Origin of the sequence: Pantoea sp. DY-5, from assembly GCF_019795955.1 — a bacterium.
In the GTDB taxonomy this organism is placed as follows: domain Bacteria; phylum Pseudomonadota; class Gammaproteobacteria; order Enterobacterales; family Enterobacteriaceae; genus Pantoea; species Pantoea leporis.
In genome coordinates this window covers 1,263,600-1,287,624 of sequence record NZ_JAIMIE010000001.1, presented here as the reverse complement: position 1 = coordinate 1,287,624, position 24,025 = coordinate 1,263,600, and the positions used below count along the sequence as shown (strand labels likewise).

22 protein-coding genes are annotated in these 24,025 nt (G+C 58.8%); 18 read left to right on the top strand and 4 right to left on the bottom strand.

The window, feature by feature from the left end; translation table 11 throughout:
• Nucleotides 1-74 precede the first annotated feature (74 nt).
• Both bglX and K5Y30_RS06095 read left to right on the top strand, forming a co-directional pair.
• Complete coding sequence (bglX, locus tag K5Y30_RS06100) at nucleotides 75-2,372, top strand: beta-glucosidase BglX (protein WP_222210705.1); 2,298 nt, start codon at nucleotides 75-77, stop codon at nucleotides 2,370-2,372.
• A 115-nt stretch (nucleotides 2,373-2,487) separates the two neighbouring features.
• On the top strand, nucleotides 2,488-3,351 hold the full coding sequence (locus K5Y30_RS06095; protein ID WP_222210704.1) for an oxygenase MpaB family protein: 864 nt from the start codon (nucleotides 2,488-2,490) through the stop codon (nucleotides 3,349-3,351).
• 3 nt (nucleotides 3,352-3,354) lie between these two features.
• Here the strand turns inward: K5Y30_RS06095 and K5Y30_RS06090 are convergent, their stop codons facing one another.
• The gene (locus K5Y30_RS06090; protein ID WP_222210703.1) at nucleotides 3,355-3,648 is read right to left on the bottom strand and encodes a hypothetical protein; all 294 of its coding nucleotides are present in this window, start codon (nucleotides 3,646-3,648) and stop codon (nucleotides 3,355-3,357) included.
• 225 nt (nucleotides 3,649-3,873) lie between these two features.
• Between K5Y30_RS06090 and K5Y30_RS06085 the strand changes: the two genes are divergently transcribed.
• The 3 genes from K5Y30_RS06085 (at nucleotide 3,874) to idi (ending at nucleotide 7,852) form a co-directional block, all read left to right on the top strand.
• Nucleotides 3,874-4,986, top strand: coding sequence for a suppressor of fused domain protein (locus K5Y30_RS06085; RefSeq protein WP_008102641.1), 1,113 nt, complete (start codon nucleotides 3,874-3,876; stop codon nucleotides 4,984-4,986).
• Nucleotides 4,987-5,138: 152 nt separating this feature from the next.
• Nucleotides 5,139-7,034, top strand: a complete 1,896-nt coding sequence (locus K5Y30_RS06080; RefSeq protein ID WP_222210702.1) for a methyl-accepting chemotaxis protein — start codon at nucleotides 5,139-5,141, stop codon at nucleotides 7,032-7,034.
• 284 nt (nucleotides 7,035-7,318) lie between these two features.
• Nucleotides 7,319-7,852 carry an isopentenyl-diphosphate Delta-isomerase gene (gene idi / locus K5Y30_RS06075; protein ID WP_222210701.1) on the top strand — a complete coding sequence of 178 codons (534 nt, stop codon included), beginning with the start codon at nucleotides 7,319-7,321 and terminating at the stop codon, nucleotides 7,850-7,852.
• A 39-nt stretch (nucleotides 7,853-7,891) separates the two neighbouring features.
• Here idi and K5Y30_RS06070 read toward each other — a convergent pair whose 3' ends face one another.
• Complete coding sequence (locus K5Y30_RS06070; RefSeq protein WP_222210700.1) at nucleotides 7,892-9,358, bottom strand: MFS transporter; 1,467 nt, start codon at nucleotides 9,356-9,358, stop codon at nucleotides 7,892-7,894.
• A gap of 215 nt (nucleotides 9,359-9,573) precedes the next feature.
• Between K5Y30_RS06070 and K5Y30_RS06065 the strand changes: the two genes are divergently transcribed.
• Genes K5Y30_RS06065 through K5Y30_RS06050 form a run of 4 tightly spaced genes read left to right on the top strand, consistent with a single transcriptional unit; the run spans nucleotide 9,574 to nucleotide 13,311 of the window.
• Nucleotides 9,574-10,482 (top strand): ABC transporter substrate-binding protein, encoded by a 909-nt coding sequence (locus K5Y30_RS06065; RefSeq protein WP_222210699.1) that lies wholly within the window; start codon nucleotides 9,574-9,576, stop codon nucleotides 10,480-10,482.
• Between the two features lie 3 nt (nucleotides 10,483-10,485).
• Complete coding sequence (locus K5Y30_RS06060; RefSeq protein ID WP_222210698.1) at nucleotides 10,486-11,652, top strand: ABC transporter permease; 1,167 nt, start codon at nucleotides 10,486-10,488, stop codon at nucleotides 11,650-11,652.
• Nucleotides 11,645-12,580: an ABC transporter ATP-binding protein gene (locus tag K5Y30_RS06055; RefSeq protein WP_192413953.1), complete on the top strand. Its 936-nt coding sequence runs from the start codon at nucleotides 11,645-11,647 to the stop codon at nucleotides 12,578-12,580. Before K5Y30_RS06060 ends, K5Y30_RS06055 begins: the two co-directional genes overlap by 8 nt.
• The gene (locus K5Y30_RS06050; protein ID WP_222210697.1) at nucleotides 12,580-13,311 is read left to right on the top strand and encodes an ABC transporter permease; all 732 of its coding nucleotides are present in this window, start codon (nucleotides 12,580-12,582) and stop codon (nucleotides 13,309-13,311) included. The genes K5Y30_RS06055 and K5Y30_RS06050 overlap by 1 nt, the downstream gene beginning before the upstream one ends.
• Nucleotides 13,312-13,480: 169 nt before the next feature.
• Here K5Y30_RS06050 and K5Y30_RS06045 read toward each other — a convergent pair whose 3' ends face one another.
• On the bottom strand, nucleotides 13,481-14,215 hold the full coding sequence (locus tag K5Y30_RS06045; protein WP_101763312.1) for a MerR family transcriptional regulator: 735 nt from the start codon (nucleotides 14,213-14,215) through the stop codon (nucleotides 13,481-13,483).
• A 151-nt stretch (nucleotides 14,216-14,366) separates the two neighbouring features.
• Here K5Y30_RS06045 and K5Y30_RS06040 point away from each other — a divergent pair, with 151 nt between their 5' ends.
• A complete protein-coding gene (locus tag K5Y30_RS06040) occupies nucleotides 14,367-14,930 on the top strand; it encodes a helix-turn-helix domain-containing protein (protein WP_222210696.1) in 564 nt (187 codons plus the stop codon).
• Nucleotides 14,927-15,445, top strand: a complete 519-nt coding sequence (locus K5Y30_RS06035) for a GNAT family N-acetyltransferase (RefSeq protein ID WP_222210695.1) — start codon at nucleotides 14,927-14,929, stop codon at nucleotides 15,443-15,445. Before K5Y30_RS06040 ends, K5Y30_RS06035 begins: the two co-directional genes overlap by 4 nt.
• Nucleotides 15,446-15,645: 200 nt before the next feature.
• Here the strand turns inward: K5Y30_RS06035 and K5Y30_RS06030 are convergent, their stop codons facing one another.
• On the bottom strand, nucleotides 15,646-16,617 hold the full coding sequence (locus K5Y30_RS06030; RefSeq protein WP_222210694.1) for a LysR family transcriptional regulator: 972 nt from the start codon (nucleotides 16,615-16,617) through the stop codon (nucleotides 15,646-15,648).
• Nucleotides 16,618-16,774: 157 nt separating this feature from the next.
• Here K5Y30_RS06030 and argH point away from each other — a divergent pair, with 157 nt between their 5' ends.
• The 7 genes from argH to K5Y30_RS05995 are packed head-to-tail and all read left to right on the top strand — an operon-like array spanning nucleotide 16,775 to nucleotide 23,789.
• Nucleotides 16,775-18,202 carry an argininosuccinate lyase gene (argH, locus tag K5Y30_RS06025; RefSeq protein WP_101763142.1) on the top strand — a complete coding sequence of 476 codons (1,428 nt, stop codon included), beginning with the start codon at nucleotides 16,775-16,777 and terminating at the stop codon, nucleotides 18,200-18,202.
• A gap of 9 nt (nucleotides 18,203-18,211) precedes the next feature.
• On the top strand, nucleotides 18,212-19,090 hold the full coding sequence (locus K5Y30_RS06020) for an amino acid ABC transporter permease (protein ID WP_101763141.1): 879 nt from the start codon (nucleotides 18,212-18,214) through the stop codon (nucleotides 19,088-19,090).
• Nucleotides 19,091-19,103: 13 nt separating this feature from the next.
• On the top strand, nucleotides 19,104-19,868 hold the full coding sequence (locus K5Y30_RS06015) for an amino acid ABC transporter ATP-binding protein (RefSeq protein WP_008102604.1): 765 nt from the start codon (nucleotides 19,104-19,106) through the stop codon (nucleotides 19,866-19,868).
• Nucleotides 19,869-19,885: 17 nt separating this feature from the next.
• Nucleotides 19,886-20,707, top strand: a complete 822-nt coding sequence (locus K5Y30_RS06010; RefSeq protein WP_222210693.1) for an ABC transporter substrate-binding protein — start codon at nucleotides 19,886-19,888, stop codon at nucleotides 20,705-20,707.
• An 11-nt stretch (nucleotides 20,708-20,718) separates the two neighbouring features.
• The gene (locus K5Y30_RS06005) at nucleotides 20,719-21,564 is read left to right on the top strand and encodes a polysaccharide deacetylase (RefSeq protein WP_101763139.1); all 846 of its coding nucleotides are present in this window, start codon (nucleotides 20,719-20,721) and stop codon (nucleotides 21,562-21,564) included.
• Nucleotides 21,557-22,444: a polysaccharide deacetylase gene (locus K5Y30_RS06000; RefSeq protein WP_222210692.1), complete on the top strand. Its 888-nt coding sequence runs from the start codon at nucleotides 21,557-21,559 to the stop codon at nucleotides 22,442-22,444. Before K5Y30_RS06005 ends, K5Y30_RS06000 begins: the two co-directional genes overlap by 8 nt.
• Nucleotides 22,428-23,789, top strand: a complete 1,362-nt coding sequence (locus K5Y30_RS05995; RefSeq protein WP_222210691.1) for an MmgE/PrpD family protein — start codon at nucleotides 22,428-22,430, stop codon at nucleotides 23,787-23,789. The genes K5Y30_RS06000 and K5Y30_RS05995 overlap by 17 nt, the downstream gene beginning before the upstream one ends.
• Nucleotides 23,790-24,025 lie beyond the last annotated feature (236 nt).

Below are 24,025 nucleotides of genomic sequence, written 5' to 3'. Positions count from 1 at the left end.
CTGCTATCCTCATCTTGTGGCAAACTGCCCCTGTTATTTCGATATTGCGCAGTCACTTAAGAGAACCCGACCTGATGAAATGGATTTACTCTGTTAGCCTCGCTGTCTCCTTAGCCATGCAACCCGCTTTCGCGGACGATCTGTTTGGCCCACATCCGATGACTGAACAGGCGCGCGACGCCTTTGTGAATCAGCTGCTCAGCAAAATGACCCTTGATGAAAAAATCGGGCAGATGCGTTTAATCAGCGTAGGACCGGATACGCCAAAATCGGCGGTTCGCGACATGATTCATCACGGTCAGGTCGGGGCAATTTTTAACACCGTGACGCGTCAGGATATTCGCGCCATGCAGGATCAGGTGATGCAGCTCAGTCGCCTGAAAATTCCGCTGTTCTTCGCCTATGACGTGGTGCACGGTCAGCGCACCATTTTCCCGATTCCACTTGGCCTGGCGGCAAGCTGGGATCTGGATGCCATCGCCGAGGTGGGACGCGTCTCTGCTTATGAAGCCGCGGATGACGGCCTCAACATGACGTGGGCGCCGATGGTTGATGTGTCCCGCGAACCTCGTTGGGGACGCGGCTCGGAAGGCTTTGGTGAAGACACCTTCCTCAGCGCGCAAATGGGCAGCAGCATGGTGAAAGCCATGCAGGGCAAAAGCGCGGCGGATCGCTACTCGATCATGACCAGCGTGAAGCACTTCGCGGCCTACGGCGCAGTGGAAGGTGGACGAGATTACAACACCGTCGACATGAGCCCGCAGCGCCTGTTCCAGGATTATCTGCCGCCGTATAAAGCCTCATTGGATGCGGGTAGCGGTGGCGTAATGGTGGCGCTTAACTCATTGAATGGCACACCGGCCACAGCAGACAGTTGGCTGCTGAAAGACATCCTGCGCGGCGACTGGAAGTTCAAAGGCATCACCATTAGCGATCACGGTGCGATTAAAGAACTGATTAAACACGGCGTGGCCAGCGATCCACAGGATGCGGTGCGCATTGCGATGAAATCAGGCATCGACATGAGCATGAGCGACGAGTACTACAGCAAATATCTGCCGGGCCTGGTGAAGAGCGGCGCGGTGAGCATGGCGGAAGTGGACGATGCCGCGCGCCATGTGCTGAACGTCAAATATGACATGGGCTTGTTTAACGATCCTTACAGTCATTTAGGGCCGAAAGAGGGCGATCCGCAGGACACCAATGCCGAAAGCCGTTTGCATCGCGCCGAAGCGCGTGACGTGGCGCGTAAAAGCATTGTGCTGCTGAAAAACTGGCGCGAAACGCTGCCGCTGAAGAAAGACGCCACCATTGCATTGGTGGGGCCGTTAGCGGACAGCCAGCGCGACATCATGGGCAGCTGGTCGGCCGCTGGCGTGGCAAAGCAGTCGATTCCTCTGCTGCAAGGCGTACGCAATGCGATGGCCGGCAAAGGCACCGTGCTGTATGCCAAAGGCGCTAACATCACCGACAACAAAGGCATTCAGGACTTCCTCAATCTGTATGAGCAGGCAGTCAGCGTGGACAAGCGTTCGCCGCAGGAGCTGATTGACGAAGCGGTGGCGCAGGCGAAAAAAGCCGATGTGGTGGTGGCTGCCGTGGGTGAAGCGCAGGGCATGGCGCACGAAGCCTCCAGCCGCAGCGATTTGGTGATCCCGGAAAGTCAGCAGAAGCTGCTGGCCGCACTGAAAGCCACCGGCAAACCGCTGGTGATCGTGCTGATGAACGGCCGTCCGCTGACGGTGGTGAAGGAAGATCAGCAAGCCGATGCGATGTTGGAAACCTGGTTTAGCGGTACCGAAGGCGGCAACGCGATCGCCGATGTGCTGTTCGGCGATTACAACCCGTCGGGCAAGCTGCCGGTCTCCTTCCCGCGTTCAGTGGGTCAGATTCCGATTTACTACAACCACTTGCCAACCGGTCGTCCGTACAACTTCGCCAAGCCGAACAAGTACACCTCGCATTACTACGATGCCGTGAACGGCCCGCTTTATCCGTTTGGTTACGGCCTGAGCTACACCACCTTCACGGTGTCGCCGGTGAAGATGTCGTCACGCACCATGCCGCGTAACGGCTCGGTGGAGGCTTCAGTGACCGTAACCAATAGCGGTAAACGCGATGGCGCGACCGTGGTGCAGCTCTATCTCAACGATCCGGTCGCCAGCATTAGCCGTCCGGTGCAGGAGCTGCGCGGCTTCCAGCGCATCATGCTGAAAGCCGGTGAATCGCAAACCGTGAAGTTTAAGATCGATGTTGATGCGCTGAAATTCTGGAACCAGAAGATGCAGCAGGTTGCCGAGCCAGGCAAATTCAACGTGATGATTGGACTGGATTCAGTGCGCACTCAGGATGCGCAGTTTGATTATCTGTAAGTAAGATTGTTGCGCTCTTTCGCTCGGTCAGCATGAATGCTGACCCTACATGTTATGCTTCGGTGATTTGTAGGGGCGGCATTCATGCCGACCAGGCCAACGAGCGCACATACCCATGAACATCCGCGAACGCATCCAACAACAAGTCTTCCGCCTCAACGGTCTGTCACTCAACGAATTCGACATCTCGCAACCGCCTGGCGATCCCGGTTTATTTGGCCCGGACCACGTTATCTGGCGCGTCCACGGCGACTTCACCTCGATGCTGTGCGGCGGCATCAGCGCCTTAATGTTGCAGATGCTGCACCCGGCGGCGCTGGCAGGCGTGTGGGATCACTCCAATTTCCGGCAGGACATGATGGGCCGCCTGCGGCGCACCAGCCAGTTTATCGCCGTCACCACCTTCGGTAACACCGCCGATGCCAACATCCTTATCGACCGCGTCAAACGGATTCACCTGCGCGTGACCGGCGTCGATAACGCAGGCAAGCCCTATGCCGCCAGCGATCCGCATCTGCTTACCTGGGTGCACGTCGCGGAAACCAGCCGTTTTCTGGCAGCGCATCTGCGCTACAAAAATCCGCAGCTCAGCCTGGCCGATCAGGATCGCTACTATCAGGAAGCGGCGTTAGTTGCCGAAGCGCTCGGCGCGCAGCGGGTGCCGAAAAGCGTGCAGGCGGTTGAGGCGTATCTACAGATGATGCGGCCCGAGTTGCTCTGTGATGCGCGCACGCTGGAGGTGATGCAATTGCTGATTAACGCGCCTGCACCCAACTGGCAGGCGAAACCGGCAATGCGCGTGATGCTGAAAGCGGGAATGGGATTGTTGCCTGACTGGGCACAACAGCAGATTCAGCAGCCGGTTGGGCCGCTGACGCAGTGGCGCCTGGATCGGGAAATGGCGGTGATTGCGGGGCTGCTGCGCTGGTCAATTCAGCGCGGCGCTTATACCCGCGCCATGCAGCGCATGGGCCGCTAAGCGTTACAAATGCAGCTCATCCTCTTTCTGCGTGTAGGTGCGCGGTGTGCGCGCTTCACGTTTTAGTGCCAGCTGACGTTGCTGATAATGGTGCAACATCATGCCAAGTCCGAGTCCCATCAGCGCCAGCGGCAGCAGGCTGTAATAGATATCAAGCGGTAATAACACCAGCAACGCCACGCCGCTCAGCAATAGCGTCAGCGACGTCATCACCCATGTATAACGGATAAACAGCCACACCAACATCGCGAAAATAACCACGTCACGCAGGTTCAGATCGAGGTTTTGCAGCACCATGATGGCAGCTCCAAAGAGGTGAATGCGCAAACCATATCACGTGAAATTGTAAAAGAATCGCAAATTAATCTGAAGCTTGTCAGCGTGTTAAGCGGCAATTGATAAGCCGCACTCATCTTTCCCTTCTGGCACTTTGAGAGTTTTACCCTTGTGTCACATGGCACGAGTGCCGATCCTGCTCTATTCTCGGGGAAAATGGATTCCTCCAGGTAATATCGAGGCGTTATGACCCACCAACCTCTGATTGCTGAGGTGCCGAATCAGCAACACACACTAACCGCGATCGTCGAGCAGGATGCGCGTACGGCCTATTTTTATATCTGGCCGAATGACCTGTTTCGCAGCCAATACGCGGTGCGCGGCTGCTGGCTGCGTAACCTGCTGCCTGCGCCCGCGCAGGAAGATCGTGAAGCGATGGAGCAGGGCATTGCGCCGCTGCTGAGTGCCGAGTATTGCCGCACGCTGGAAGCCGAGCCGATGCTCGATCCCGCCGGATTACAGGTGCTGTGGGAGCCCAGCGACGACGGCGCCGCGCTGTGGTATTACGGTCAATTGCTGGCGGTGATCCCTGGCTGGAGCCTGTATCAGGATAAGCAGGTGAGTTTTTCTGCTGCCTGCATCAAAGAGAATCGCCTGACCGCACCGCTGGGATCGGCCTCCACCAACGATTACTACGCGCGCGCTGAACAGCAGCGTCACTTCTGGCGTGACTGGCACGACGGACACTTGTGGGATGTGGTGCAGCGCGAGCTGATGCAGTGTTATCAGGCGCAGTTTGGCGAATCGGTAAAATATTACTCCATCGATCAAGGCAACTGGCCGCCAATGGCGATTTCGCAGCACTTGCACAATGGCGTTTGGTATTTCCTGACGCTTGGCATGGGGATCCGTCCGATGCCGCAGGTGGATCACCTGTTTGACGAGCTGGCGCCGCAGTATCGCCGCGTCGAGCTGGCGATGGCGGTGGACGGTGAAGTGATGACCGAAGCCAATGCGGTGCAGATGGCGAGCGCGCTGGCTGAGTTTGCCCATCTGCCGTGGGCGCGCCTGACCTGGATTGGCGAAGGGCATACGCTGGCGTCGGAAGTGGCGCCGGTTGGCTTTGAGAGCTTCCTGCTGGCCAACGATCTCGCTCCCGAAGCGGCGCAATTCCGACTGCCGAAACGCGATGGCGACCGCGTGAATCTGCTGTGGTCCACGCCAATTACCGAAGCCGAACGCCAGTTTGCGCAGGCTGACGATCGCGGTGGGCAGCAGCTGCTGCAACGTTTGCTGGCGGATGGCAATAATCATGTGTTTCGGCCGCGCCAGGAAGTGGTTGAAACTCCCGCTCCGTAAATCAGGTCGGCATCGATGCCGACCCTACGATTTTAAATTATCACCCAAATCAACTATTTCACTGCTTTGTGATCGTGCTCACCTCAAGTTCCCCATTAACACGCCGTTAACCTCGATCAGGCAACTCGCCAACCAGGGTAAGGGCACACATAATGTTCAAAACAACACAATCCCGTTTCACCGCGACGCTGGTCGCCTTTTTTGCCGGTCTGATGCTGGTTACCGTGCTGGTAATTAATCAGTTTATCGCTCCGCAACTCTCCGAAAATGAAAGTCGTCTGGTGCGTTACGAAGTAGACGGTCTGGCCGGACGCATCGTCGAGCAGATGAACCGCGTACAGGCGCAGCAGCGCGCCATTACCGAAGCCGCAGGCGTGATGGATAGCGCAGCCATTGATACCTTGCTGCCCGCCTTAGTTAACCAATATCAGGACAGTAACGTGTTCGGCGGTGGCGTCTGGCCGTTACCGAACCGTCGCGATCCGGCCAAAGAGAAAGACAGTTCGTTCTTTGCGCGCAACGCCAGCAACCAGCTGCAGGTCAACACCTACTGGAACTCGGATGCCGCCGACAAATACTGGGAGCAATCCTGGTACAAAGAGGGTTTGGCTGCGCCCAAGGGCCAGTGCGCGTGGGCAAAAGCCTATCAGGATGCCGCCAGCCCGCAGCCGCGTACCAACTGTGCAATGGCGATCTATCGCGATGGCACCGTATGGGGCGTAGCGACCATTGACGTAACGCTCGGCTTCTTCAACCAACTGGCAAAACAGATGGGTGAGGCGATTCAGGGCCGCGTACTGATCGTTGAAGCCGATGGCAAAGTGGTCGGTAACGCCGCGCTGGTGGATGGTGCGCCGAAGCTGGAAAACCTCGCCGATACCCAGCTGCCGATGGCGTCCGCGTTAAAAGGTCTGCTGGCGCAGGCGGGCAGCCAGCCCGCGCAAACCACCTTTGCAGGTGAAGATGGCGAACACACGCTGTTTGTGCAGGCGATTGCCGGTAGCCCGTGGTATCTCGCCAGCGATGTGCCGTCGAGCTTGCTGGATGCGCAAACTCACAGCATGTTGACGCGTCTGGGTCTGGTGCAGATTCCGCTGGCGGTGATCCTGCTGTTGGTGCTGCTGGGCTTTGTGCGCGCCATGATGAAACGCCTCGCGGTGCTGAACAGCAATATTGAAGCCTTATCGACCGGCGGTGCCGATTTGACGCAGCGTCTGCCCGCCAGTAATAGCCCGGAATTCAACGCCGTGGCGCAGAGCTTCAACCAGTTCATCGCCTATCTGCAAGGCCTGATGCGTCAGGTGGGCGATAGCGCGCTGGCGATTACGGCGGCTTCGCGTGAAATTGCCAGCGGCAACGCCGATCTCTCAGCGCGTACCGAATCGCAGGCCAGTTCGATTGTCGAAACGGCGGCATCGATGGAAGAGCTAACCGGCACCGTACGTCAGAACGCCGATAACGCCACGCATGCGAATCAGCTGGCGGATGGCGCGTCGCAGGTTGCGGCGCGCGGCACCGAAGTGGTGCGTCAGGTGGTCACCACCATGGGCGCGATCAATCACTCTTCGCGCAAAGTGGTTGATATCATCAGCGTCATCGACAGCATCGCCTTCCAGACCAACATTCTGGCGCTGAACGCCGCGGTAGAAGCGGCGCGCGCCGGTGAACAGGGGCGCGGTTTTGCCGTGGTGGCATCAGAAGTGCGCAACCTGGCACAGCGCTCGGCTAACTCGGCGCGTGAAATTAAGAAGCTGATTGAGGAGTCGGTGGCGAATATTGATACCGGCAGCCAACTGGTGGAGCAGGCCGGGCAAACCATGGATGAGCTGATGCAGGGCGTCAGCAGCGTGACTACGCTGATGAGCGAAATCATGTCAGCGAGCCGCGAGCAGAGCATGGGCATCGATCAGGTTAACGTGGCGATTACCCAGCTGGACGGCAGCACTCAGCAGAACGCCGCGCTCGTCGAGCAGGTTTCAGCCGCCGCGCAGTCGATGCAGCAGCAAAGCGTGCAGCTGGAGCAGGTGGTGCAAAGCTTTAAGCTGTAAATTTTTTGGAGGCGGTCGCCATAAATGGCGACCCTACAAAATCTCCCGGCCGTCGAAAAATTGCGGCCGGCACAACTCTCCCGTAGGGTCGCCATTTATGGCGACCTTCTCACACACCGCACACATCTCCTCTGTTAACGCCATTCCCCGCTTTTTTATGCTGAACTCTCCGCAGGCTGCTACGCTTTAATGTGCCCACGTTAACGCACGGAATGTGCGCTATTTCCTCCATCAACCCGTTGGAGGTTGTGTACAATAGCTGCGAATTTTCCGAAGGAGTTGTCATGCCCGCCATTGAAGTTATTCTCGTTGACCACCTCGATCGCCCTATCGGCAAAATGGAAAAGCTGGAAGTGCATGAAAAAGGATTGCTGCATCGCGCGGTGACGGTTTACGTGTTCAATTCGCGCCATGAAGTGCTGCTGCAACGCCGTGCCAGCACTAAATATCACTGTGGTGGATTGTGGAGTAACACCTGCTGCAGTCATCCCTATCCGCAGGAATCCACGCACGATGCCGCCGAGCGCCGTTTGCGTGAAGAGATGGGCATGAATGTTGCGTTAACGCCGGTGTTTGAGCTGAGCTACAACCTGCCGCTGAGTAACGGCTTAACCGAGCATGAATATGGCCACGTGTTCTTCGCCATCAGCGATGAGCAGCCGGTCCTCAACCCGGAGGAGGCGGATGCATGGTGCTATCGCTCGATTGCGCAGATTCAGCAGGAGATGCAGGAGAATCCGGCGCAGTTCACGCCGTGGTTTTTGCATACCTTTCCACGCATTCCCAATACGCTGGGCGAGTTTCGCCTGACGGCATAATCAGTAGGGTCGCCATTTATGGCGACCTCTGTTAATCCATCACTGAAAATCTTCCGCATCCACGTCGTAACCCGACGGCTCCCAGCGAATCGCCAGCAGCGCCAGCAAGCCAATTAGCGGCGCAAGAAAAATCACCCAGAACACGCCGGTACCAAACGCCGCTACCAACAGCGGGAAGGCGAACAGCGACACGGTAGAACTGCCGCGCATCAGCGTCTGGTTGAAGCCAACGCCCACACCGCGCAGCGAAGCCGGATAGCTCAGCGAGGCAAACGTCATGGTATGCGAGCCGGGACCAAAGCCCTGACCAAACAGGAACAGCGCCAGCATGGCAATCGCCACTGCCGCCTGTTCGCCGCCTTCCGGACGACCAATCAACGCCAATCCCAGCAGCGCCACGCACTGACAAGCGTAACCCGCCACCGACATCTTCCACGCGCCAAGACGCGGCACCAGCCGCACCGCCAGCAAGCCGCCGACAAAGGCAAACAGCAGATTCAGCGCCAGCGACACCAGAATGGTGGTCAGCATCGATTGCGCAAAGAAGCTGGAGATAATCACCGGCAAACCAAACGCCACCGCGTTATAGGCAAACGACGAGGCGATGGAGGTGACGGTTGCCAGAATGGTACGACGACGATAGACGCCCTGCAGCAGCGCGCCGTAGTTGCGCCAGCTGGCTTTACGTACCGCTTTCTGCGGCGTCAGATCGGCGTCATCCGCCACCTGCGCATTGATGTTGTAAGAGTTGCGCAGAATCTCCGCCGCGCCTGTGAGGTTGCCCTGATTGGCTGCCCAAATCGGCGATTCACTCATGTAGCGGCTGCGAATGGCGATGATCAGCAGCGCCGGCACCGCACCAAATCCCAGAATCAAACGCCACAGCCAATCGGTGTGGCTTTCGGGCAACACCGCATACAGCAGCAGGACCAGCAGGTAGGAAATACTGATCGCCGCGTACCATGTCGGACACCACATCGCCACGCTGGCGGCCTTATTGCCTTGCCCGCGCAGCTTCGAAAACTCGGCGAGAAACGCCATCGCCACCGGTAAGTCGATCCCGACGCCGAGGCCCATCACAAAGCGCGCACCGGCCAGCACATATTCGTTTGGCGCGAACGCACAGGCTAACGCTGCCACCACGAAGAAAAACATGTCGGCCATAAACACGCGATAGCGACCTATTTTATCGGTGAGGTAGCCGCCAATCAGCGCCCCGACAATCGCACCAAAGGTAATCGCCGATGCCACCATGCCGGTGCCTGCGGGCGTCAGCTGGAACTCGCGCGTCACGTCTTTGATGCCAAACGCCAATGCGCCGAGATCGTAGGCGTCAAGGAACACGCCGCCCAGCGCAATGGCGATCACGATGCGCGCGTTGCTGCGTGATTCGTTGCTGTTGTTCACCAGCCCGGAGACATCGGCCGCGCTGCGGATCCATTTGGTCTCACCGGTGGGGGCATTCCCTGCCTGCGCGACATGCGCCGGAGAAGCTAAGTCGGTCATGATGTTTTGTAATTTATTGTAATGAGTGGGACTGTGAGCATAAGCCGCCGTCTTAACATCGAAAATTCCAATTGGTTATATGTGCTGCGTTTTGGTTATAACCGATAGGCAATTGATAGCAAAAAAAGCACGAAGTAAGCCGCTTGACCGCGCCTATCCCCTTTCGCCAGGCTACGCTTGATAGTCACACAATGAAAACAAATGAGGGAAGCGGGATGATAAAGCAGGGTTTATTGGGAATGATGGCATTGGCAATGAGCGTGGGTGCAGCGCAGGCGGCGGATCCGGTGAAAGTCGGTTCCAAAATTGATACCGAAGGCTCGCTACTCGGCAACATTATTCTGCAGGTGCTGGACAAACATGGGGTAAAAACCGTCAATAAAATCCAGCTCGGTACCACGCAAGTGGTGCGCGGCGCGATCACCGCCGGTGAGCTGGATATCTACCCGGAATACACCGGCAACGGCGCATTCTTCTTCAACGATGAGAAAGACACAGCGTGGAAGAACGCCCAGCAGGGCTACGAGAAGGTGAAAAAACTCGACGCCGAGAAAAATCATCTGGTGTGGCTGACGTCCGCGCCAGCTAACAATACCTGGACGATTGCGGTGCGCGGCGACGTGGCGCAGAAGAACAACCTCAACACGCTGGACGATCTCAGCGCTTACCTGAAAAAAGGCGGCACTTTCAAACTGGCTGCCTCGGCGGAATTTATCGAACGCAGCGATGCGTTACCGGCGTTTGAAAAAGCTTACAACTTCAAACTGGAACAGGCGCAGCTGCTGTCGCTGGCCGGTGGCGACACCGCCGTGACCATCAAAGCGGCGGCGCAGCAAACCTCTGGCGTGAACGCGGCGATGGCCTACGGCACCGACGGTCCGGTGGCGGCATTAGGCCTGCAGACGCTGAGCGATCCGAAAGGCGTGCAGCCGATTTATGCCCCTGCGCCGGTGATCCGCGAAAGCGTGCTCAAGCAATATCCGGACATCGGCAACTGGCTGCAGCCGGTCTTCAGCAAGCTGGATGAGAAAACCCTGCAGCAGCTGAATGCGCAGATCGCGGTGGATGGTCAGGATGCCAGCCAGGTCGCGAAACAGTGGCTACAGACCAATAAGTTGCTGTAAGCAGTGTCGTCGTTGTTATTCCGACCGCGCCAGCAGCCGGTGCTGCTGGTGTTAATCGCGCTTATCACGCTGGCGCTGTTTGCCTTGCCGCTATTGAGCTTTGCCGCCAATCGGCTGGTCTCTGGCCAGCCGCTGACGTTCTGGCAGGTGAGCAACAGCATACTGCTGTTCATCCCATTGCTGTGGCTGTGGCAGAGCTTGTGGTGGCCGCCGCGCCGCATTCACGCGATATCGGTGCTGCTGGCGGCGGAAGTGCTGCTGGCCTTACTCATCTGGTTGGCCGGAAAACAGGCCACGCAACTGGCGAACAGCGGGAGCCCGCTGGCGCGCACCGCGTTTGGCAGCGGCTTGTGGTGTGCGGCGGCGCTGGCGCTGCTGCTGGCGGCGGAAGCGGTCCGGCAAATCACCCGCAGTACCCCGTGGCGCATTGTGCTCAACCTGCAAATCTGGCTGCTGCCGCTGGCGCTGTTACTCAGCGGTCATCTTGATCGTCTCTCGCTTTTGAAAGAGTACGCCAACCGCACGGCGGTGTTTGATGCGGCCTTCACGCAGCATTTGTGGCTGCTGTGCGGCACGCTGCTGCCGACGGTAATCATCGGATTGCCGCTCGGGCTGGCGATTGCGCGGCGTCCGCGCTGGCAGAATGCCGCATTTAGCGTGCTTAACCTGATTCAAACGGTGCCGTCGGTGGCGCTGTTCGGTTTACTGATTGCGCCGCTGGCGGGATTGGTGGCGCATTTTCCGCTGCTGGCCCGTTGGGGCATCAGCGGCATCGGTATTGCACCGGCCTTGATTGCGCTGGTGCTCTACGCGCTGCTGCCGCTGGTGCGCAGCGTGGTGGCCGGTTTGCAGCAGGTGCCGCAGGAAGTGCGTGAAACCGCGCGCGGCATGGGCATGAGCGCGTGGCAACAGTTCTGGCACGCCGAACTGCCGCTGGCGCTGCCGGTGTGGCTCTCCGGGCTGCGCGTGGTAGTGGTGCAAACCGTGGGCCTGGCGGTGGTCGCGGCGCTGATTGGGGCGGGCGGATTCGGCGCCATTGTTTTTCAGGGATTGCTGAGCAGCGCGCTGGATCTGGTGCTGCTGGGCGTGATTCCGGTGGTGGCGCTGGCGGTGATTTTTGATGCGCTGCTGCGTTTACTGTCGGCACTGCTGGAGAGACGTCATGATTGAATTTCACCAGGTGAGCAAAGTGTTCGCTGGCAAAGAGGCGATACGTAACCTGTCGCTAAAGATTGAGAAGGGCAGTTTTACCGTGCTGATTGGCACCTCCGGTTCGGGTAAATCGACCACACTGAAGATGATCAACCGGCTGGTGGAGCACGACAGCGGCGAAATCCGTTTTGCCGGAGAAGCCATCGAAACCATGGATGCGCGCGCGTTGCGCCGCCGCATCGGTTATGCCATTCAGTCGATTGGTCTGTTTCCGCACTGGAACGTGGCGAAGAACATCGGCACCGTGCCCTCGCTGCTCGGTTGGCCGCAGGCGAAGATCACTCAACGCGTCGAGGAGCTGCTGGCGCTGCTCAATCTCGACAGCCATCTGGCGACGCGCATGCCGCATCAGCTGTCGGGCGGACAGCAGCAGCGCGTCGGCGTGGCGCGTGCGCTGGCGGCCGATCCCGAGTTGCTGCTGATGGATGAACCTTTCGGCGCGCTCGATCCGGTCAACCGTCTGGCGCTGCAACACGAGATGCTGCGCATTCAGAAAATGTCCGGTCGCACCGTGGTGCTGGTGACGCACGACATCGACGAAGCGCTGACGCTGGCCGACCAGCTGGTGCTGATGGACGGCGGCGAAATCGTGCAGCAGGGCAGGCCAATCGATCTGCTGACGCAGCCGGTGAATGACTTTGCCCGCGAGTTCTTTGGTCGTAGCGAGCTGGGCGTGCGTTTGCTGGCGCTGGGACGCGCCGGCAGCGCGGCGCGACGCGGTGAATGGCTGGACGCCGAACCGATTGCCGAATCGCTGACGCTGCGTGAAGCGCTGTCGCAATTTATTGCGCGCCGCACCGACAAATTGCCGGTGATCGATCAGCAGCAACAGCCGCTGGGTGTGCTGCACTTCAGCGATTTGCTGCGCCAGCGGGAGGCGAGCTGATGCAGCTGTTACGCGATCCGCTCTACTGGCTGCTGGCGGCCTTTCTGCTGCTGCTGTGGGGCTTGCCGCACAGCGGTCCGCTGTTTGCCCACTGGTTTCCACAGCTGGAGCGTCCGCTGTATCAGCAGGAGAGTTTCTGGCGGCTGGCGCTGGCGCATCTGGCGTTAGTGGTCAGCGGCAGCCTGCTGGCGTTGCTGGTCGGCGTCGGCTGCGCGGTGTTTGCTACGCGTCACGCCGGGCGCGCCTTTCGTCCGCTGCTGGAAACCGTGGCGGCCGCCGGGCAAACCTTTCCGCCAGTCGCAGTGCTAGCGATTGCGGTGCCGGTAATGGGATTTGGTGCCACGCCCGCGGTGATGGCGCTGTTTATCTACGGTTTGCTGCCGATTTTGCAGGGCACGCTGGCGGGGCTAGATAGCGTACCGGCCAGCAATCGCGAAATCGCGATCGGCCTCGGCATGGGGCCGTGGCGACGCTTGTGGCAGATTGAGCTGGCGCTGGCGGCACCGGTGATCATGGCGGGCGTGCGGACATCAGTGATGATCAACATCGGCACCGCAACCATCGCCTCCACGGTGGGCGCGGAGAGTTTGGGATCGCCGGTGATTATCGGTCTAAGCGGCTTTAACACCGCTTATGTGATTCAGGGCGCGCTGCTGGTGGCGCTGCTGGCGTTGATTTGCGATCGCCTGCTAGAGCGCGTGCAGCGCAAACTTAGTTGGTATGCACAATGAGGCTGTAGCCGACCAGCATCATGCCACCCATGCCGCCAAGCGCCATGATGGCAAACAGGGAACCGATAAGGAGTTTATTCCAGTTCATGATGAGACCTGAGAAAAGAAATTTAGGGCGGCATGATAACGCGCACACCACGCCAGGCAAAGGCCGTGTGTGCGATTTTACTTATGCGGGATCGTGCAGGTGAATGGCAAAACCCTGCGCCTGCCAGTGTTCAAACTGCTCGACCTGACGACGCGTCGGCTTTTTACCGGTCCAGATAAACAGGTTTTGTCCGGGGAATAACTCAGGGCGCGGCATGTCCAGCGGCTCCGCCAACACATCCATGCGCCAGCCTTGCTGCGACAAACGCCAGGCTTCCAGCCAGATGCGGGTACGATCTTCCACCGCCCAACCCAGCATCAAGGCATCTTTACCGGCTTTTTTACGTCCACAGGCCAGACAAAACGCCACATAATCAATCAGCGCGCCATCAAGCAGACTGCACATGGTGCGCGCGGTGTTCTGATCTAAACCAAGACGCTGGCGAACCGGCACGAACACGTGATCGATCAACGCATCCACCGGATGTTCCCGGCCAATATTGGCAATTTTAACGCGCAATTTTGCCGGGCGAACGTGGCGCAGTACGCTCATCAACTCTTCCTGTAGCGCCGACCAACCGTCATCCACATTGACCGTCGCGCCTTCCAGCAACGCTTTCACTTTGCCAACGGGCACGCCGCTCTCTATCCAGCGTTTTATCTCTTCGATACGCTGAACATCTTCATCATCAAACTGCCGATGACCACCTTCGGTACGCTGGGGTTTTAACAGACCGTAACGTCGCTGCCAGGCGCGAAGCGTTACCGGGTTGATTCCACAGCGTTCGGCCACATCCCCGATACTGTATAAGGCCATAAAGTCCTCAAAAATTCTGACCTGCATAACAACACCTTAACCCCCACGACTGGGTTGTACAATGATTTTTTAATTGTACAACTTGACCGCTTTATTTATTTAAGGTCATATCTCATATGTGAGATTTATTTCCCGTATATGAGAGGTGAAGATGTCTGCTTCGAATACCGACGATCGACTGGCGGCGCGACTGGCTGAATTACGCGTACAACGCGGTTGGTCATTAGATGAATTGGCGATGGCGACCGGCATCAGTCGGGCGTCGTTGTCGCGCATTGAACGCGCCGAAACGAGCCCCACAGCCGCTTTGCTTAACCGCCTTTGCGTGGCTTATGGATTGACCATGTCGCGCCTGCTGAGCGAGGTGGAAGAGGAGGCCGCGCTGCTGCTGAAAGCGGCGCAACAGCCGGTATGGCGCGATGACGCCAGCGGCTTCCAGCGCCGCAACGTATCACCGCCCGCCAGCCACTTTAAAGCGGAAGTGGTGGAAGGTGTGCTGCGTCCTGGCGCGCGCATTGATTACGATGCGCCGCCGATTCAGGGACTGGAGCAGCACATCTGGCTGCAATCGGGCGAGCTGACGATCAGCATGGACGATCAGCACTGGACGCTGCAGGCAGGCGACTGTCTGCGCTTTCATCTCACTGGCAAATCCGCGTTTGCCGCCCATGCCGAAGGCGGCGCGCGCTACATTTTGGTGGTATGCAAACCATGATTGACATCGAACCTCTCAGCGCCACCCAGGCGCAGCCGCTGCTGGCGGCATTGTGTGATGTGCTGCAGGGCTGCGTCGCCGATGGCGCCAGCGTGGGCTTTATTGATGCAGACGATCGCGTGGCCATTGAGCGCTTCTGGCAGGACAAAATTTACAGCCTGGCGAGCGGCGACAATCAGCTGCTGGTGGCGTATCAGCAGGGCGTGATTGTGGCGACGGTGATGGTGGGATTCAGCGCAATGCCGAACGGTCGCCATCGGGCGGAGATCAGTAAGCTGCTGGTGCATCCCCGCGCCAGACGTCAGGGCATTGCACGCCGCCTGATGCAGCAGGCCGAACAGCTGGCGGCACAGCAGGGGAAAACCCTGCTGGTGCTGGATACGCGCAGCGGCGACGTGGCAACCACATTGTATTTGTCGATGGATTGGCAGATTGCTGGTTCAATTCCGCTGTATGCCGAGTCAACCGAAGGTGTGCTGGATGCGACTACGGTGATGTATAAGGTGTTGGGGTGATTGTGATTGTGATTGTGCTTGTGCCTGCTGTCCCCCTCCTCGGTCCTCCCCCATAAATGGGGGAGGAAGATGCTGCCACATGTCAGTGTTGAAGCTGCATTTGGCAGCATCTCCTTCCCCCGCTTGCGGGGGAAGGCCGGGATGGGGGACAGCGAGCACAAAACCCAGGCACAGCGAGCACAATCTCCAAACGCACCAACTCAGTGCGGTTCTTCCGCCTCGCCAATCCCCAGCGCTTGCATAAACAGCCGGATAATCGGGTTTATTTTGCGACCCTTCTTCATCATCAAACAAAACGGGTTTTCACGGCGAATCGAATCATCACCCAACTCACACAGCTGCCCACGCGCAATAAACGCTGCGGCGTAATGATCCGGTAAATAACCAATAAAATGGCCGGTTAAAATCAGCATGGCGACAGATTCAACCTGAACCGCCTGCGCACCACTGTCCTGCAACGGAATGATGCGACGATCGTCGCGTGGCGTCACATATAAATGATTAATGATTTTCTGCTCACGTAATATTTCCAGTGAGATGTTTTTATCACACGAGCCAGAATATAAAGGATGTGACATGGAGCAATATAATTTTGAATATTCCTTATAAAGCGGGAAGTAATCAAAATCACTTTTCATTTCATAAACCGGTGCAATACCACAATGAAAACGGCCTTCACTGATGCCGCGCTCAATATCATCTAATTGCGCGGTTTGCAGTCGAATTTGTACCTTTGGCGCTTTCTGGTGCAGCTGTTGCACCGCTTCGGTGACCGGAGATTGCGGGTCGGAGATGGTGTTATCCACCACGCAAATGGCAATGTCACCCAGCAGTTCATTGCGACTGTTGTGCAGCCGCTCGCGAAACAGATTCAGCGAGACGAACAGTTCCAGCGTGGCCTGGTAGACGTTGATGCCGTACTGCGTTAGCTCAAAACCTTCGCGTCCGCGGCTGCATAACGTCATGCCGAGACGAATTTCCAGATCGGAAACCTGTTTACTGATCGCCGCCAGACCAATATTCAATTCGTGGCTGGCAGCGGTTAATCCGCCCGCTTCTACCACGCATTTAAATACCCGCAGTAATTTTAAATCGATATTACTCAGTGCCAGAACCGCATTATCGCTGCGATTATTTGCATTGTTTCCGGACTGGGAAACTTTACTTTCCATTTTTGCTATTCAACTCCGGAATAATTGCGGTGAAAGTACAGTGAACCTGAAATAGGCCCTATTTACCAGTGTAGCCATAAAATAAGTTTTTATTATTTCAACTGGCTCACTCATATCTTTTTCATATCGCTGATGATTATCTGTAAGGGGAAATAGCATGTCTGATAATGCCGAACTGTTATGGGGCGCGCGTTTTAAAGCGGCACCGGCGGCGAGTTTAACCGCGCTGTCTCGTAGCCCGGATTATTACTTTGCATTGGCACCTTACGATCTGGCGGGCTGCCGGGCGCATGCCCGTGAACTGGCGCGCGGCGAGTTGCTGAGCGCCGAAGAGCTCAGCACCATGCTGGCGGCCATTGACGCGTTAGACGCCGATTATCGCGCCGGTCAGCTGCATCCGATTGCCGCCGACGAAGATGTGCACACCTTTATCGAACGCGCGCTGACCGAGCGTTTAGGTCCGCTGGGCGGCAAGCTGCGCGCCGGGCGTTCGCGTAACGATCAAACCGTTAACGACCTGCGTCTTTACCTGCGCGACAACGGCCGCAAGGTGGTGAGCGCGTTGCTGGCCCTGCAGCAGGCGCTGGTCGAGCAGGCGGCGCAGCACACTGAAAGCGTCGCGCCCGGTTTCACGCATCTGCAGCAGGCGCAGCCGATTGTGTTCGGTCACCAGCTGCTGGCTCACGCGCAATCCTTTGCCCGCGATATTGAACGTATGCAGGATTGGGATCGCCGCAGCGCACGCTGTCCGCTCGGTGCTGCGGCGATGGCCGGTTCCGCCATTGCGCGCCAGCCGGAGCAAGCCGCCGCCGATCTTTCCTATCTCGCGCCGTGCGAAAACTCCATTGATGCCGTTGCCAGCCGCGACTATGCCGCTGAATTCCTGTTTGTCACCAGCATGATCGGCATCAACCTGTCACGCCTGTGCGAAGAAGTGTGCATGTGGGCATCGCGCCAGTTCCGCTGGGTCGAGCTGCATGACAGCTACGCTACCGGCAGCTCCATCATGCCGCAGAAGAAAAACCCGGACATCGCCGAACTGACGCGCGGCCGCGCTGGCCGCCTGGTCGGCAATCTGATGGCGCTGCTCACCACCATGAAAGCGATGCCGCTCTCTTACAACCGCGATCTCAGCGACGACAAACGCAACGTGATTGATGCGGTGGATACGCTGCTGCTGGTGCTACCGGCGATGGCAGGCATGATGGCGACGCTGAAATTCAACACCGACGTGATGCGCGAGCAGGCACCGGACGGCTTCACGCTGGCGACCGAAGTGGCCGACTGGCTGGCGATGCGCGGCGTGCCGTTCCGCGAAGCGCATGAGATCACCGGCCAGCTGGTGCAATTGTGCGAGCGCGAAAACTGCGGTCTGTCGGATCTCAGCGATGCGCAACTGCAGGCGGTGGATGTCCGCTTAACGCCGGAGGTGCGCAGTGCGCTGACGCTGGAAGCCGCGCTGGCGGCTCGTAGCGGCTACGGCGGTACCGCACCGGCACGCGTACGTGAGCAGCTGGCACGTCTGCAAACCCTGATGCAGGACCAGCAGCGCTGGACCGACGATTACGCTGGCCCACGCGCCTGAGGAGAACTTATGTCGCAATCAACGCCGATTGAGCCGGGTTTGAACAACAGCCGCGAGCAGACGCATTACGATCTCGATCGTTACCAAGTGGTGCCGCGCCGTTACTACGGCCGCATCACTGCGTCGGCGGTGATTCTGCTGCTGCTGGCGCTGCTGGTAAACGCCTTTGCGCACGGCAATATCGAATGGTCGTTTGTCGGCCAGTTCTTTACCGCCCAGGCGATTCTCAACGGCGTGGTCAACACGCTGATCATGTCGGTGCTGGCGATGGGGCTCGGCGTACTGTTTGGCGTCATCACCGCCATCATGTACATGTCGCCGAATCCGGTGCTGCACTACATCGCCGTGGGCTACGCGTGGATTTTTCGCGGCACGCCGCTGATTCTGCAGCTGCTGCTGTGGTTTAACCTCGCGCTGGTGTTTCCCACCATCAGCATTCCCGGCGTGTTCAGCGTGCAAACCGTCACCATCATGACGCCGTTCCTCGCCGCGCTGCTCGGTTTGAGCATCAATCAGGGCGCGTACACCTCGGAAGTGGTGCGCGCGGGCCTGCTGTCGGTGGATACCGGGCAATACGAAGCGGCGAAAGCCATCGGCATGCCGCGTCTGCAGGCGCTGCAGCGCATCATTCTGCCGCAGGCGATGCGCGTGATTCTGCCGCCGGTCGGCAACGAATTTATCAGCATGATCAAAACCACCAGCCTCGCCAGCATGATTCAGTACTCGGAGCTGCTCTACAACACGCAAACCATCTACTTCGCCAACGCGCGCGTCATGGAACTGCTGTTCGTGGCAGGCATTTGGTACCTGATTGTGGTCACGGTGTTGTCGTTTGGACAGAGCCGGCTGGAACGTTATTTCTCACGCGGCCATCGTCAGCGTCAGTAAACAGGAGCCCAACATGAGAAACATCGTGCGCGCCGTCAAGGTGAACAAATATTTCGACCAGTTCCACGCCCTGAAGGATGTCAGCCTCGAAGTGAACTACGGCGAGGTGATGTGCATCCTCGGCCCATCCGGTTCCGGCAAAAGCACCTTTTTGCGCTGCATTAACCAGCTGGAGAAGGTCGATAAAGGCGGAATTTGGGTCGACAACGAGCTGGCGGGCTATCGCATCGCCGGTAACAAACTGCATGCGCTAAGCGACAAACAGATTGCGCGTCAGCGCCTGCAAACCGGCATGGTGTTCCAGCGCTTTAACCTGTTCCCCCACAAAACCGCGCTGGAGAACATCATCGAAGGGCCGTGTCGCGTGCTGCTGCGCCCAAGGCGCGAAGCCAGCGAAGAGGCGATGGCGCTGCTCGATCGCGTGGGTCTGGCGCACAAAGCGCACGACTATCCGCAGTCGCTCTCCGGCGGCCAGCAGCAGCGCGTGGCGATTGCTCGTGCGCTGGCGATGAAACCCAAACTGATGCTGTTTGACGAACCCACCTCGGCGCTGGATCCGGAGATGGTGGGCGAAGTGCTGGCGGTGATGCGTCAGCTGGCAAAAGAGGGCACCACCATGCTGGTGGTCACGCACGAAATGGGCTTTGCCCGTGAGGTGGCCAATCAGGTGGTGTTTATGGACGAGGGACGGATTATCGAGCAGGGCGCACCGGAAGACATTCTGCTGAACCCGCAAAATCCACGGATGAAAAACTTTATTAACGCGATTCTTCTTTAAACATTACCGGGGTGAATATGAAAAAGCTGTTATTGAGTGCCATCAGTGCCGCCGTATTGCTGCAATCCTCTGCCTGGGCAGACATCGCCGTACCCGCGGCGATCAAAGAGAAAGGGCTGACGGTAGCGATCATGCCGAACTATCCGCCAATGGATTTTAAAGATCCGGCGACCAACCAGCTGACCGGCGTGGACTACGACCTCGGCCAGGCGATTGGTGAAAAACTCGGCGTGAAGATCAACTGGCAGGAGATCGCCTTCGAACAGATGGTGAATGCGGTGGTGACTAAGCGCGTCGATCTGGTGATGTCCGGCATGACGGACACCAAAGAGCGTCAGCAGGTGGTGAACTTTATCGATTACTTCAAAACCGGCCCGCAGTTCTACACCCAATCCGCGCGCAGCGACATCAACAGCGCGATGGATCTGTGCGGTAAGAAAGTCGGTACCAGCCGTCGCACCACCTTCCCGCAGGAGATTGCCAACTGGTCAAAAGCGCACTGTGAAGCGGCCGGTAAGCCGGCGATCATTGTGGTAGGTGCTGAAGGCACCGCCGATGCGCGCACCCAGCTGCGTCAGAACCGTCTGGATGGCGTGGTGCAGGGCAGTGAAACGCTGCCGTACATCATGGATCTGGAAAAGGGCAAATATAAGGCGCTCGATAAAGCCTTCTCCTTCCAGTACACCGGCATGGCGATTGGTAAAGATGCGGGCGAGCTGACCACCGCGATTCAGGCGGCGATCGACGCGATGATTGCTGATGGCTCTTACCAGAAAATCCTCGGCAAATGGGGGCTGGCAGACAACGGCGTGGCGAAGGCGACCGTCAACCAGGGCTAAGGAGCGCGCAGATGCAACAACCGGGCGCAGTGCGCTGGCCGCAGGGTAAACGCGGCTGTATGGCGCTGGCGTTTGACCTCGACGGTCCCACCGGCGATGCCATGTTGAATGGCAGCCTGTGGTCAACGCCAGAGTATTTTACCTTTGGGGCTTACGGGCCGTACCGCGCGCTCGGGCGTCTGCTTGACCTGCTGCGCGCCTTCCACCTTCCCGCCACCTTCTTTGTGCCGGCGTGGGTGGTGGAGCAGTGGCCGCAGCAGTGTCAGGCGATTATCGAACAGGGCCACGAAGTGGCCTATCACGGCTATCGCCACGAATCCTTTTGGGCGATTTCACCGGATGAACAGCGCGCAGTCATGGCGAAATCCGCTGAAGTCTTTCACCAACATCTGGGCATCACCGCCTGCGGTTTTCGTACGCCGTCGGGCGACTGGCATGCGGAAACGCCACAAATCCTGCGTGACGCGGGCGTGATCTACTCCAGCAGCATGCGCGGCGACGATCGCCCCTACAGCATTCCGGTGGCGGGCCATACGCCGCTGGTGGAGATCCCCGGTAAGTGGGAGATGGATGATTACGCCTCGCTGGCCTACACGCGCCAGCCCGACTTCCCCAAAGGTGGCGACCGCATCGCCAGCTATGCGCACACGCGTGATAACTGGCAGCGCGAGTTCGATGGCGCGATGGATGAAGGCTTGTGCCTCACCACGCTGTTTCACCCGAAAATCTCCGGCCAGCCGGGACGCTTGCTGCTGCTGGAACAGCTGTTTGCACATATGACGGCGCGCGATGACGTTTGGTTTGCGCGCTGCGACGCGGTGGCGCAGTGGTATTTGCAGGAGCAACAGCATGACTGAACCTTCACGCTGGCCGCTGGGTTTCCAGTCGGCGGCGATCCTCACCATCGATTTCAACGATATTCACGGCATTCTCACTCAGGCTCCGGCAGTGGCGGGGCGCGATAAAACGCTGTCGGTGTGGCGCTACGGCACACTGCGCGGCGTCGATCGCTTGCTGGCGCTGCTGGCAGAAAAGCAGCTCAAAGCCAGCTGGTGTATGCCCGCGATTGTCGCCGAACAGCAGCCGGAACTAGTGCAGCGCATCGTGACCGGCGGCCATGAAATCGCCTGCAGCGGCGATACCCACGAAGATTTCTCGCTGTTGACGCTGGAGCAGCAGATCGCCAGCGTGACGCGCGGCTGCGACAAGCTGGCGCAGATAACCGGACGCAAAATCACGGGGTTCCGCACGCCCGCCGGGCAGTGGAAACCGGGACTGGCGCAGGCGTTGATCGCACGCGGCATTCAATGGTCATCGAGCTGGCGCGGCGACGATATGCCGTATTTCCATCCCGGTACGCGTTTGGTGGAATTGCCGATGCACTACACGCTGGAAGATGAGCCGTACTTCGCCTTTAACCTCAGCCCGGCTATTCCGCCGGGACAATCGCGCATCGCGCCGTATGGCGAAACCCTGGCGAATATGACGCAGGATTTCCACGGCTTCCATCGCTTTGGCCTGTGCTACTTGCTGCGCCTGCATCCGGAAATCATCGGCACCGCCGGACGTATTGGCCTGCTGCGGGCGCTGCTCGAGATGCTGCAACAGCACAATGTGTGGATCGCCACCGCTGAGCAGGCGGCGGCGCACTGGCAGACGCAGCCGGATAACGATTTCTGCCATCCGGCGGAGGTGTTTACCCGCATCACTGGAGGTGCGCATGGCGAACTCGCTTGATCAACTGGCGGCCTTTATCGCCGGGACGCGTTTTGCACAACTGCCTGAACCGCTGGTGGAGCAGGCGAAACGCCATCTGCTCGATACGCTCGGTGCTTCGCTGGCGGGCTGCGACAGCCCGATCTGGCGCGAGTGTCTGGCGCTGGTGCAGGCCGAAGGTGGCCGCGAACAGGCGCAGATTTGGGGCAGCGCGCAGCAGGCCATTCCGCGACAGGCGGCGTGGCTGAACGGCGTGGCGGCGCACATGTATGAACTCGACGATACCGGCGGCTGCGATCACTCCGGTGCGGTGGTGATCCCGGCGCTGCTGGCGGCTTTGCCGCTGGCGACACAGCCGGTGGACGGGCAAGCGCTGCTGGTGGCGATGGTGATCGGCTATGACGTTGGCCGCCGCGTGTTAGAAGCCTGCGGCGGTTACTCGGCGCACAACGGCGCGGGCTGGCACTCTACCGCCAGCTGCGGGGTGTTTGGTGCGGCGGCGGCGGTCTGTTCGCTGCTGCAGCTCGACCGTGCACAGTGTGCGTCTGCGCTGGGCATTGCCGCCAGCTTCAGCGGCGGTTTGTGGGGCTTTATTCACGACGGATCGCACACCAAAAAACTTCATGCCGCGCGCGCAGCAGAAGGCGGCGTACAGGCCGCGCTGCTGGCACAACGCGGTATCAGCGGCCCTTCAGCGGTGTTTGAACCGCGCTGGGGCGGCTTCCTGCAAACCTTAGCGGCGGAAACCCAGCAGCCGCAGGCCTTGACGGCCGATCTCGGCGAGGTGTGGAAGCTGGCGCGCTGCTCGATCAAACCTTACGCTTCGTGCCGTGGCACCCACGCGGCCATTGATGCGCTGGGTATTCTGCTGCAACAGCATGATGTGCGGGTAGAGCAGATTGCGCGCATCGTGGTAGGCGTTAATCCGTTCCTGCTGGAGATGTGCGGCGGACGCGAGTTACACAGCCTGGCGGCGGCGCAGATGAGCCTGCCGTATGCGCTGGCGGCGCGCTCACTGTACAGCTCGGCGGAGCTGGCCAGTTATGACGACGCCAAACGCCTGCATCCCGATGTGGAAGCGTTGCTGGCACGTATTGAGCTGGTGATCGATGAGCAGCAGAGCCGCGACGACGAGCCATGGGTGCGGCTGGAAACCGGGCAGGGCGCGCAGTGGCAGCAGCGTGTGCCGGTGCCGTCAGGCGCACCGACCAATCCGCTCACGCTGGATGCTTTGCTGGCGAAGTACCGCAGTTTGGCCGCGCGCGTATTGCCGCTGGAGCAGGTCGAACGGCTCGAGGCGGTGTGTCTGGAGCTGGATGAAGTGGCGGATGTGCGGGAAGTGGTGGGGTTGTTGGGGATTGGGTGATTTTTTCCTTTTTGGTCGGTGCTCGCTGTCCCGTTGGTAGGTGCACGCTGTCCCCCTCCTCGGTCCTCCCCCATAAATGGGGGAGGAAGATGCTGCTATATGTGAGTTGGGAGCTGCATGTGGCAGCGTCTCCTTCCCCCATTTATGGGGGAAGGCCGGGATGGGGGACAGCGAGCACATTCAAACCACAGCGTGCACATTCAAACCACAGCGTGCACATTCAAACCACAGCGAGC